Annotated in this window: 23 protein-coding genes; 14 read left to right on the top strand and 9 right to left on the bottom strand. The window is 55.6% G+C overall.

Annotated elements, in window-relative coordinates; all coding sequences use genetic code 11:
* The first annotated feature begins 486 nt into the window (after nucleotides 1-486).
* The 11 genes from IPL32_18830 (at nucleotide 487) to IPL32_18780 (ending at nucleotide 4,645) form a co-directional block, all read left to right on the top strand.
* Nucleotides 487-639 carry a hypothetical protein gene (locus IPL32_18830; protein MBK8467872.1) on the top strand — a complete coding sequence of 51 codons (153 nt, stop codon included), beginning with the start codon at nucleotides 487-489 and terminating at the stop codon, nucleotides 637-639.
* The gene (locus IPL32_18825; protein MBK8467871.1) at nucleotides 639-812 is read left to right on the top strand and encodes a hypothetical protein; all 174 of its coding nucleotides are present in this window, start codon (nucleotides 639-641) and stop codon (nucleotides 810-812) included. The genes IPL32_18830 and IPL32_18825 overlap by 1 nt, the downstream gene beginning before the upstream one ends.
* Nucleotides 809-985: a hypothetical protein gene (locus IPL32_18820; GenBank protein MBK8467870.1), complete on the top strand. Its 177-nt coding sequence runs from the start codon at nucleotides 809-811 to the stop codon at nucleotides 983-985. The genes IPL32_18825 and IPL32_18820 overlap by 4 nt, the downstream gene beginning before the upstream one ends.
* A 274-nt stretch (nucleotides 986-1,259) precedes the next feature.
* Nucleotides 1,260-1,751, top strand: coding sequence for a hypothetical protein (locus IPL32_18815; protein ID MBK8467869.1), 492 nt, complete (start codon nucleotides 1,260-1,262; stop codon nucleotides 1,749-1,751).
* Nucleotides 1,752-1,803: 52 nt separating this feature from the next.
* Nucleotides 1,804-1,941 (top strand): hypothetical protein, encoded by a 138-nt coding sequence (locus tag IPL32_18810; GenBank protein MBK8467868.1) that lies wholly within the window; start codon nucleotides 1,804-1,806, stop codon nucleotides 1,939-1,941.
* The gene (locus IPL32_18805) at nucleotides 1,938-2,528 is read left to right on the top strand and encodes a hypothetical protein (protein MBK8467867.1); all 591 of its coding nucleotides are present in this window, start codon (nucleotides 1,938-1,940) and stop codon (nucleotides 2,526-2,528) included. Before IPL32_18810 ends, IPL32_18805 begins: the two co-directional genes overlap by 4 nt.
* Nucleotides 2,525-2,710, top strand: coding sequence for a hypothetical protein (locus IPL32_18800; protein ID MBK8467866.1), 186 nt, complete (start codon nucleotides 2,525-2,527; stop codon nucleotides 2,708-2,710). The genes IPL32_18805 and IPL32_18800 overlap by 4 nt, the downstream gene beginning before the upstream one ends.
* Nucleotides 2,707-3,045: a hypothetical protein gene (locus IPL32_18795; GenBank protein ID MBK8467865.1), complete on the top strand. Its 339-nt coding sequence runs from the start codon at nucleotides 2,707-2,709 to the stop codon at nucleotides 3,043-3,045. Before IPL32_18800 ends, IPL32_18795 begins: the two co-directional genes overlap by 4 nt.
* Entirely contained in the window at nucleotides 3,042-3,386 is a 345-nt protein-coding gene (locus IPL32_18790) for an HNH endonuclease (protein ID MBK8467864.1), read from the top strand. The genes IPL32_18795 and IPL32_18790 overlap by 4 nt, the downstream gene beginning before the upstream one ends.
* A gap of 107 nt (nucleotides 3,387-3,493) precedes the next feature.
* Complete coding sequence (locus tag IPL32_18785) at nucleotides 3,494-3,847, top strand: hypothetical protein (GenBank protein ID MBK8467863.1); 354 nt, start codon at nucleotides 3,494-3,496, stop codon at nucleotides 3,845-3,847.
* Between the two features lie 180 nt (nucleotides 3,848-4,027).
* The gene (locus IPL32_18780; GenBank protein ID MBK8467862.1) at nucleotides 4,028-4,645 is read left to right on the top strand and encodes a site-specific DNA-methyltransferase; all 618 of its coding nucleotides are present in this window, start codon (nucleotides 4,028-4,030) and stop codon (nucleotides 4,643-4,645) included.
* A 27-nt stretch (nucleotides 4,646-4,672) separates the two neighbouring features.
* Here the strand turns inward: IPL32_18780 and IPL32_18775 are convergent, their stop codons facing one another.
* The 9 genes from IPL32_18775 to IPL32_18735 all read right to left on the bottom strand — a co-directional run bounded on the left by IPL32_18775 (nucleotide 4,673) and on the right by IPL32_18735 (nucleotide 8,159).
* Nucleotides 4,673-4,849 carry a hypothetical protein gene (locus tag IPL32_18775; protein ID MBK8467861.1) on the bottom strand — a complete coding sequence of 59 codons (177 nt, stop codon included), beginning with the start codon at nucleotides 4,847-4,849 and terminating at the stop codon, nucleotides 4,673-4,675.
* A gap of 238 nt (nucleotides 4,850-5,087) precedes the next feature.
* On the bottom strand, nucleotides 5,088-5,456 hold the full coding sequence (locus tag IPL32_18770) for a hypothetical protein (GenBank protein ID MBK8467860.1): 369 nt from the start codon (nucleotides 5,454-5,456) through the stop codon (nucleotides 5,088-5,090).
* A gap of 12 nt (nucleotides 5,457-5,468) precedes the next feature.
* Nucleotides 5,469-5,732, bottom strand: coding sequence for a hypothetical protein (locus IPL32_18765; GenBank protein MBK8467859.1), 264 nt, complete (start codon nucleotides 5,730-5,732; stop codon nucleotides 5,469-5,471).
* Nucleotides 5,733-5,756: 24 nt separating this feature from the next.
* Nucleotides 5,757-5,966: a hypothetical protein gene (locus IPL32_18760; GenBank protein ID MBK8467858.1), complete on the bottom strand. Its 210-nt coding sequence runs from the start codon at nucleotides 5,964-5,966 to the stop codon at nucleotides 5,757-5,759.
* 319 nt (nucleotides 5,967-6,285) lie between these two features.
* Complete coding sequence (locus tag IPL32_18755; GenBank protein ID MBK8467857.1) at nucleotides 6,286-6,549, bottom strand: hypothetical protein; 264 nt, start codon at nucleotides 6,547-6,549, stop codon at nucleotides 6,286-6,288.
* A 10-nt stretch (nucleotides 6,550-6,559) separates the two neighbouring features.
* Nucleotides 6,560-6,751 carry a hypothetical protein gene (locus IPL32_18750; protein MBK8467856.1) on the bottom strand — a complete coding sequence of 64 codons (192 nt, stop codon included), beginning with the start codon at nucleotides 6,749-6,751 and terminating at the stop codon, nucleotides 6,560-6,562.
* Between the two features lie 11 nt (nucleotides 6,752-6,762).
* On the bottom strand, nucleotides 6,763-6,978 hold the full coding sequence (locus tag IPL32_18745; GenBank protein MBK8467855.1) for a hypothetical protein: 216 nt from the start codon (nucleotides 6,976-6,978) through the stop codon (nucleotides 6,763-6,765).
* 487 nt (nucleotides 6,979-7,465) lie between these two features.
* Nucleotides 7,466-7,636 carry a hypothetical protein gene (locus IPL32_18740; protein MBK8467854.1) on the bottom strand — a complete coding sequence of 57 codons (171 nt, stop codon included), beginning with the start codon at nucleotides 7,634-7,636 and terminating at the stop codon, nucleotides 7,466-7,468.
* 10 nt (nucleotides 7,637-7,646) lie between these two features.
* Complete coding sequence (locus tag IPL32_18735) at nucleotides 7,647-8,159, bottom strand: recombinase family protein (GenBank protein MBK8467853.1); 513 nt, start codon at nucleotides 8,157-8,159, stop codon at nucleotides 7,647-7,649.
* 251 nt (nucleotides 8,160-8,410) lie between these two features.
* Here IPL32_18735 and IPL32_18730 point away from each other — a divergent pair, with 251 nt between their 5' ends.
* From IPL32_18730 to IPL32_18720, 3 genes are all read left to right on the top strand, one after another.
* Nucleotides 8,411-8,686, top strand: a complete 276-nt coding sequence (locus IPL32_18730; GenBank protein MBK8467852.1) for a hypothetical protein — start codon at nucleotides 8,411-8,413, stop codon at nucleotides 8,684-8,686.
* A gap of 14 nt (nucleotides 8,687-8,700) precedes the next feature.
* Complete coding sequence (locus IPL32_18725) at nucleotides 8,701-8,883, top strand: hypothetical protein (protein ID MBK8467851.1); 183 nt, start codon at nucleotides 8,701-8,703, stop codon at nucleotides 8,881-8,883.
* Between the two features lie 66 nt (nucleotides 8,884-8,949).
* The gene (locus IPL32_18720) at nucleotides 8,950-9,444 is read left to right on the top strand and encodes a hypothetical protein (GenBank protein ID MBK8467850.1); all 495 of its coding nucleotides are present in this window, start codon (nucleotides 8,950-8,952) and stop codon (nucleotides 9,442-9,444) included.
* Nucleotides 9,445-9,502: the final 58 nt, after the last annotated feature.

Genomic DNA, 9,502 nt, shown 5'->3' with positions numbered 1-9,502 from the left:
AGGGAGCGGCAGGAAAAAGCGCCGTGGCAGAGATGAGCACCAAGAGAACAGCAATGTCGTTCGGTTTTCTGGCGGCGTACCTGAGACATCAGAGCAGCTTCCTGAGTTGGCTTGGCGACCCGTCCGACCAGCCGGAGTTGCCTCCCAACATGGAGCAGCTTCTAAGCCAAGAACATCGAGATAGCCTGGGCGCGCACTGGCTCGGGATTGTGAGGCCGAACTGATGGAAGGCGGACGGCCTGTTTAATCGTTGTGTTGACGCTTACGAGGAAGAGGAAAAGCGGCGGGGTTGAAGAGCAGAAATGAGTGATGCGCAAACAATCCGGCAGTTGGGTTTGGCTCCTCGGTGCGAGCGGGGCCGCATGGATGAAGTGGGTCAGTGGGGTGAGTGATGACGGTCAAAAAAGCAGCGTTTCTGACGCTATTTGTGGTGGCGCAAGGGGCCATCGGATTTCTGGCCATTCTAGCATGGATGGTCGCAACCCAATGAAGGGGAAGAATGGAGCTTCTTACAGAACTGAGCCGGGATCGAACGTCGTTGTGGTCGATTTTGCGCATTGCCGCGCTGTCCGCGATATGCGCCGCCGCCTTCACGAGCTTGGGGTCGTTTCTGGCACTCATGATGGCAAGGTGACGTGATGGGTCAGCATACGGACGCCAAGCGGCCAAAGATCGAGAAGATGCTGGTCAACGGCATCATATCGGACTCAGACATCGCGCTTTGCTGCGGCGTGTCGTGGAAGTACGTGCAAGAGGTCAAGCGAGAGTTGCGGGCCAGGGGTGCTCTTGGACAGGTGAGGAACTACGGATGACCGAGCCAAAGACAAATGCCGTGGCTTTGAAGGCTGGCGGCCAAATCAGCAGCATCATTCCTCAGAGCTTCGAGGATGCTTATCGCGTGGCAAAGTGCATTTCAGAAAGCGGGGCAGCACGCGCGAATGGACATGCCGGAGCAGGTGACCGTCGCAATCATGACCGGCCTTGAAATCGGTTTGCCCCCCATGTTTGCGTGATCCAAAAGATAGCCGTTATCAATGGCCGCCCGTCTGTCTGAGGCGATGCTGTTCCCGCCATCCTGTGGTCAAAGGGTTTCAAGCTCAGCGAGTTCAGCGATGGCGAGGGCGATGCCAGAGGCGCATTGTCGCTGATGCTCCCGACGGTGACGTTATCAGCCGATTGGCTTTCAGTTGCACAAGCCCGCAAGGCGGTCTGTGGGGTAAGGCAGGTCCTGGACGCAATACCCAGATCGTATGTTGCAAATGCGTGCGCGGATTGGCGCCGAGACGGTGCGGTTGGATGTGCTGAGCGGTCCGGGTCTCGTTGAAGAGGTCGAAGACCTAGACCAAACGTCCAAGCGCAAGTCAAGCAGTTTGGCCAAGAAAGACGGCACCAACGAGACGTTTAATGAGATCCGCAAGTATATCAAAGATGGCTACGGCGACGGCCCGAAGCTTCAGCAGATCCGCGACCTTACACCAAAGAGTGGGCGGAAATGCCGACCCGATGGGGTGAGATTCAGACCACGAATACGAAGACGCAATGGAATCGAGCCGCCATCCCAAAGCAGCCGAGTAACAGGAGACTCACATGACCATGATCGTGACATCAAGCGCACTTTGGCTATGGCTCACCGCCAGTTCGAAGAGGCGATGAAGTCAACGAACTTACGTTTTCCCAATATCAGATTCCTGACGCCGTTCGCAGCGCCAAAGGCACGCCGAACCAGACCGACATTATCGACGCCACGTTGATTGATCGGTCGACCTCAGCGACATCATTCGCCGGTTGTGTAATCGCGGTCTTTTGAACCGCAAGCGCAACAAAGACGACGCGCGCGAATACTTGCTGACCGTCAGCAAGGAAGGCTTTGACATGCTGTCCGTTGCCGACAAGCACTTGCGGCGCATTGAGCGGTCGCTGTCGTTGAAAGAAGCTGCATGACCGGATGGGCGCGCATCCAACGTCTATCCCGGATGCGCGCCCAGTGCTCCTTGGATGCGATGGCGAGGCGCAGAAGGTCTCGTGATGAATGGCCGAAATTTTATCTGAGACGCAAACATGACGACGTGCCCACACTATGCAGGCTAAAAGATGGACGCCAAGACGAAGCCTCGGAGCCTGAGCAACTGCGCCGCTTCTTCGGCGTGTGCGCGATGTACCAGCACATTGGCCGGAGTGCAGAATTCCAGCCGGAGAGCGAAGAACACCTCCGCAAATGGGCCCTCATCAAAGCGGGCCACAGGGAGACGACTGATGTTCCCGTGGCGTTTGCGGAAGATCAACCGGGTCTGACCCAACTGACCGCGCTCGCCATCGAGGGGGCGCTGAAAGCAGCAGGTGCATATGCCTTCATTCGTCCACACCCTGACGGCGGCATGGTCCGCGTGTTCAAGGCGAAGTCGATTGCATTCGACAAGCTGGGCCAAGCCGATTTCAATACGCTCAACGATGCCGTCGAAGTCGTCTACGCGCACGAAACAGGGCTTGACCCTGAAACGGTTCTTAAAGCTCAGGAAGCGGCAGCATGACGCCTGATCTATTCACATGCGAGCTAAAGCGCCTAGAGCGCGAGATAAAGGCGCTCCGCAATGAGAATGACGAACTGCGGATGGCCGTTGCAAACCTATTGGCTGCCGCTCGTGGCGCTTGGCATGTGCAAGCCCGAAAGGCCAAGGCCAATGCCCTGAAGCTCATCAAGAGGGCAGCATGAAAATTATTGGACGAGCGACACCAAAATTTGACGTTGCGATAGCGTCTGCTGATGACGTGGCCGACAAATGGAAGGGCCAATACTTCACCAATGGAAAGTGGGGAACAACCTCATTCGGTGACTCTTCGAAGGTGTATCAACAAATATTAGATGCTGGTTCTGACTTTGAAGCCATTGCCAAAGCCATTGGGAATAAGGGGTGGACGCACCCGATATGCATGGCGTGCAACAACTACGTGACGAGAGCAATAGTTTTGCCGAACGACTGCCGTGAAGATTGCATATGCGGCCCGTGCCTCACGCGGGGGCTTGAGCTTTTGGATAGGGCAGCATGACCCGCACCCACAAAGACGAGTTCAGCAAGGCAACAAAGCTCTCAGCTTGGCACCGCTGCGGCGGGTTCTGCGAGTGCGGATGCGGGCAGAAGATCATTTCTGGCAACGTCGAATACGACCACAGATTACCCGTTGCGCTTGGTGGTGATAGCAGCGTTGGGAACTGCGTTGTTCTTCGCACCAGATGCCACCTGACAAAGACAGTCGGATTTGATCGGCCCGCAATTGACAAGGCCGTCCGTGTGAAAGAAAAGAACGCCGGTCTCCGCAAGCCTAGGGGCCGCCCGTATGCCGGGCACGAAGGCGAGCGGGCTCCGCAAACGAATGGACGGGAGCGTTGAGAAGCGATGACGCTAGAGCAAGAGCTATCCGCGCTGCCATGGGTCGCGCTTGGTGTCGCTCTGGGTGTCCTGATGACACTGGAAATTATGAGACGGAGGGGAAAGCTGTGAGTGAGCCAATTCAAGCAGTCAGCAGAGTTAATCACTCGTTCCAGCACGGCACTTGGTATCCTATTAGCGACCTGCCGCCTTTATTCGGGTACGTCGATGCTTTCACTGTCATGAGGGCATACGGCGCACAAGATGGGCCTGGAGTGCGAATGACTGACGTAAGATTTAGCATTGCCAAGAACCGATTTGAGGACACGCGCGGGCAGCCTGTTGAATTGATTGACGACAACTGCACGATCTACATCACACACTTCATGCTTAGGCCGCCCCCACCGTCGAACGGTGACCGCACTGACGAAGCAGAAAGTCTCGCTGTCAGCATGAACCCAACTACAGCAGAGGGAGAGTAGAGAATGGGGACTCCTGTCATCATAGGCGATTGCACCCTCTACCTTGGGGACTGCAGGGAAATACTTCCTTTGCTGCCTAAAGTGGATGCTGTGGTGACAGACCCTCCATTTGAAAAAGAAGCTCACACGATGGGCCGCCGCGTGAAACGCGGCGTTTCACGCGGCGGCCCATCTGATGTGATGGTTCCTGAAATTTTAAGTTTTCCTCCAATAACTTCTGATTTGAGGGATTTTGTTGCTGGTTGGTGTTCAGATAAATGCGGGGGCTGGGCGCTAGCTTTTTGTCAAGCCGAAGCAATATCAGACTGGAGAAGTTCTTTTGAGAGCCATGGGAGTAAGTTCAAAAGAAGCATGATCTGGGTGAAGCCTGACGGAATGCCCCAATACAACGGTCAGATGCCAGGAATGGGTTATGAAAGCATTGCAGCAGTTTGGTGTGGAAATGGTCAGAGCCGATGGAATGGCGGCGGAAAGCATGGTGTTTTCACGCATTGCAAAAACAGCGGCGGAAAACACCAGCACGAAACGCAGAAGCCAATTCCACTAATGCGAGAACTTGTTTTTTTGTTCAGCGATGCAGGACAGACCATCCTAGACCCATTCATGGGTTCCGGCACTACTGGCGTTGCCTGTGTGAAGCTTGGCCGTAAGTTCATCGGCATTGAGATTGATCCCGGGTATTTCGAGACGGCTTGCAAGCGCATCGAAGCCGCCTACGCGCAGCCAGATTTCTTTGTCGAAGCAGAGAAGAAGAAACCGGCAGAGCAAATGCTGTTGGAGATAAACCATGACAGATAAGCCATTCACCCCCGGCCTAAGAGTTATCTACAGATTCGAGAATCTGTAGATAACTGGAAGCGCATAGCAAGCCGCGCAGACAAAGGCTGCTCCGTGGCTCATCATGTCGTCAATTGGTGACATGGTGTGGCACATCTCGCACTGCACGATCACGTCAGCGTCTTCTTCCTTCGGTAACATTTCAGGCGGGTATGTGATCGGCATAGACGCTCCTTTCACGTCTCAAGAGTAACGTCAGGTATCTCGCACCAGAACTGCGGGCGATCCACCACAATGACTTCGCCGTGATGGTCACGCGCGTCGAACCCATCAGCGCAGACCACCCACCCGCGCCACTTGTCGCGCCACATGCCGACAGATCGGCAAGCGTCCATCGCCATCAGAACGGGGCGATCCTTCGGCGTTGTCTCTCCAGTATGCCAGCGCAAGCACGGCTCCTTTGTCAGAATGGAACTTCTATATCTTTTGCCAAGCGTTCGAAAAGCTCGGCCATCTTCCCTGTGATTTTCTCGCGCTCGATAAAGTTACGGACTTGCCTTGCGCAAAGCTCCCGTTCCGATCCGCGCGCCGCTTGCGTCTCTGAGAACATCTGCTTTGAACCATCGAAGATCCCTTGGCCGTATGCCTGCTTTAGAACGACCTGTATCTCCGATGTCAGGCGCCCAAGTGCGAAAGACCGCTCCCCGGAATTTATCGAGGCTAGGCTAAGACCGAAGTTCTGAACCAACAAGCAAGCCGCGCCCAATCTATCGCCGTCGTCGCCATAGTTTGTCTCGCTGTAGATGTTCCATCGCGCTCCAACATCGGCCACGGCCTGCCCTCCTTATGTTGATGGCTGCGCTTCGTGAAGATCGCGCGCCTCTCTGTAAAACGTGTCCCCAATCTCGAGGTGTTCTGCGTTCTCGATGCCGTTTAAGTCAGTGTCCTCGTTGACTTCATCGGGATAGATCAAACCAGCCGCCGCCGCCCACTCCTGAATGTCAGCGCCGCACACGTCCGTTGCATCCCACGACTCGCGGATTACCTGTAGCGCGAACCACGCCAAGCGCTGTTCGCGCGTTGCTGTCTTCAACTGATCTGGCGTCATCGCCATGCGCTCCTATCAGTTTTACTAAGCCGCACGCTCGCGGCGTGATCGCAAAAACGCTTTGCAGTCGTATGCCACCTTGTCTGCGTACACGGTTTGCAATCTGAACATTTCGCCAAACTTCGCCGTGTTGTCTGCTATGGCCTGCATTTCCATTGCGAGCATTTCAAGCTCATCGTCGTCCATATGATCGCCAAGATGGTAGGCCTTAAGAACGGTTGCAGGGTGTCTCATTTATTCGCTCCCCTTCATTCATCTCTTAGCACCTTAGCCAGTAGAGAATTTTTATACAGCTTCCCAAGCTTTGGGCGCTGCGGATCAACAGGCCCATTTTTGTGAGGACTTACGCCTCGCTCTAGTGCCACCTTGCACCCCCGCGATAGATGCACATCAAGAGAGTGCCTTGTATCGTAAATGTGATTGCAGAACGGGCAGCGGCTTCCCTTTGCCCACTTCTTCTTAAGTGCGTCTCGCACAGCAGCCGCATCAGATACCTCAGCGGACTTACGCGCGGCTTTAAGCTGCTTCATTCGACGCGACACAAAAGTCTCCTTTAGCGTTTCTTCATTTCGTCATTTGCGAGACACACGCCGCGCCACGCGCCCTCCATAAAGGCTTGGCGAGCTATGGCGTCGACCTGTGCCATCATGCGTTCGTGGAACCCCTGCACCACGTCTGCCGGAGCACCGCGATTGAGCCGCATAGGGCTTGTCGCGTTGCGGATCATGTCGCCAAGATTTACTTCAGCCGACCACGCATCGGCCAGCCCTTCCAGCATGTCCATCCGCATGTTGTTTCGGTCGTCTGCTGTGCTCACCCCTTGGCTCCTATCTCGACTTCTTGATTTCACGAGCAATCGCCATGCGTGCCGCCCGCGTCTGGTAATTCTTGATCATGTAAAGCAGCGTGGCAGCGCGCTCAAAATATTCGTCCATGACCTCGCGTGGCTGCTCACCCAGACGCGACGTACTCTCTGCGTCGTAGAGGGCATAAGCTAGCGCCGCTATCGGACTATTCATGTTCCCTCCTTTTAACCCTTGACCCATTCTGTCACCACCCGGTCAACCTTGCGGAAACCGTTGGCAATCTTGGCCTCGTCGGTGAGCATGTCAGGCCAATACAGATGATAGCAGTCGCCGCGAGGGTTTCGCATCGCAACCATACCGCCGCAGTGCGCGCACATTGGTACGCTCTCGGCAATGTCACCACCTGGGAGGTAGCGGTGTGTCTCGTCTACTAGGTCCATTCTAAAAGTCTCCTTATTTATTAAGCTGATTTCTCGCGGCACACCCTGGACACCTGTCGGTTTTTCCAGACTTCAGTTTTGAGCGCCGAACAAGTGTCTTTTGCCCGCAAGCACACAGGCACTCAAATTTACCACCTGAGCGACCATGAGGACCCCAGCCAGTTACTTTGAGTTGCCCAACAACGCGGGGCACGTCAGAAGGCTTGCCCATGGCACGGCTCCTTGGCTGTCAGGTTGATTTTGTCATTCCCAGCGTGTTCTCCCGACCAACTCGCCGTGACAGACCATCACGAAGCGCGCCTCGGCCGGTGCCGACCTGGATCGTAGATTGACAGCCCCTTCAGCTTCGCCGTCGCATCAGCCAAAGAACGATGTCGCCAAGCTTGCGAACAACTGTCTCCGCTGAAACGCCTCGCCGCGCTCGATGCCGGCGGCGGCTATCTCCATAAGCATGTTGTGTGCGTTGTAGACTTCCACGTCACGGCCCCTACTTTACAGCCTTGATGGCGTTGAAGATGGCCTGCACGTCGTCACCGGACGGGCTTGAGTAGCCAGCCCCATGAGTGCGCTGGATGTCCCAGCCCTTGATCGTGCTCCAGATCGCCTCCCATACGGGGTCGCCGTGGTTGGCTGTGATTTCTTCTGTCGTGTAGCTCATTCTTTGGCTCCTATTTCGACTTGCCCACGGTCCAAGCGTAGATCGTTGGACGTGAGACGTTAAAGTGTTCTGCGATCTTGCCAGCCGACATGCCAGCGTCCCGCATTTTCTGCGCTTGTGCTACTTGCTTCGGGCTTAGCTTGGGTTCAACCCCGAACCGCGTTCCCGACGCCATCGCGTTCTTAACGCCTGCTCGTGTACGCTCGCGGACTAGATCACGTTCAAATTCTGCCAGCGCCCCGAGCACATGAAAGATCAGCCTGCCGCCCGGCGTGCGAGTATCTATCTGTTCCGTTAGGCTGCGGAATTGCGCGCCAGCCGCTTCAATCTGCTTCATGCGTCCAATAAGGTCCAACAGGGACCGGGCAATGCGGTCCATCTTCCAAACCACAAGCACGTCGCCCTCTCGAAGCGTTGACAGCGACCATTCCAGTTTGTGCCGCTTGGCACTCGCGGCTGAGACCTTCTCAACGTGCAAGTTGTTCGGCCTTACGCCAGCTTTGAGCAACGCCTGCTCTTGCATCGCTAGGTTTTGCTCCTCAGTCGAGACCCGAGCGTACCCGATCAGTCTTCCGACCCGTTCAGATGCCACATTCAACCTATTTGGTAACGTGATTTGTTGTGGGCCACTTTACAACTATCCTTGACACCGCGTCAACAGATTTGCTATGCCTGCTGTGGACGACGCGCTGCTTGCGTTCGAAGTTGCGCCCGGCAACGTGAGACGGTGATCACCAGCCGGGCCGCGTCGTCTCAACATGAGAAAGGACAGCCATGTGGCAACCGATAGAAACAGCGCCGCGCGACGGTACTGAAATTCTGGCCTACTCAGAAATTGGCAACACTGGCTGTATGCTTGTTCGATGGATTGCGTTGCAGGACTTCATCACAACCCAAGAAGCGGAAGAGTTTTCGAACATCGGAATGAGCGAAAGCGCCCTTGAAGTGCCCGACTGGTTCTTTGCCGATTTTTGCCACGGCGATAGGCTTTCGCCAGATTGTTACCCGACACACTGGATGCCTATTCCGGCCATCCCTGAAAGATCATAAGAAAGGCCCGAACGATGCCGGTAAAAATCACAACGCGCGTTGGCCACCTAAGCGATCCGCGCATTCACAAAAATGCGAACGGCAGCTATTCGGCAAAAGGCGTGCGAGGCACGTTCAGCACATGGCTGGCCGCATTCGAGGCGATGGACGACCAACACCGCCGAGACCTCAAAGAGCTACAGAATTTTCACAAATAGGCGGACGCGTGATGACTTGGAAACGGTTCTGGTGCTGGCTTAGACTTGGCCACAAGTGGCGATATTTTGAAGTGGCCAGCGACGATCGGACGTGCCGTCGCTGCGGACTGTCTCAGTATGCCGGAATTGAAACTGACGACGGTCAAAAAACTTGGTTCTCAAAGCTGTAATAGAAAGGCCCGAACGATGAGCAGGATTACAGACCTAAGCAGCACGCCCATGGACATCATTGTGAAGATGGCCGACGGGAACCCAGGAGCCGCGCGCGTGATGGCGGACATGTTCAGCCAGACACCCGCCATCGACCCAGACAACGTACTGGGCGGGTATGGCCCCGTCCTCTTTCTGGATACGCTTGGCATCTATGGGCCTCGCGTGTGGATGCTCTACAAGGATGTTTGCGGCGCGGACATAACCAAGACTGTTGCTGCGCTTCGCGCGGTGCAGATGGGCATTGCTTCGAACAAAAAGCTGATGGCGGCCATCGACGGAAAAGAGGCATTTGACGCGGACGCGACGCTTGCCTCTGTGAAGGAAAGACTCCCGGCATTTGCCGCGTAAAGGAAGGGCCCCGTGATGAGCGAAGCGCGCAAACGCGGCAGGCCCGCGCCCATCATTC

The sequence above is a fragment of the Chloracidobacterium sp. genome (assembly GCA_016711345.1).
Classification (GTDB): Bacteria; Acidobacteriota; Blastocatellia; order Pyrinomonadales; family Pyrinomonadaceae; genus OLB17.
This window is presented reverse-complemented; position numbering and strand designations above follow the sequence as displayed.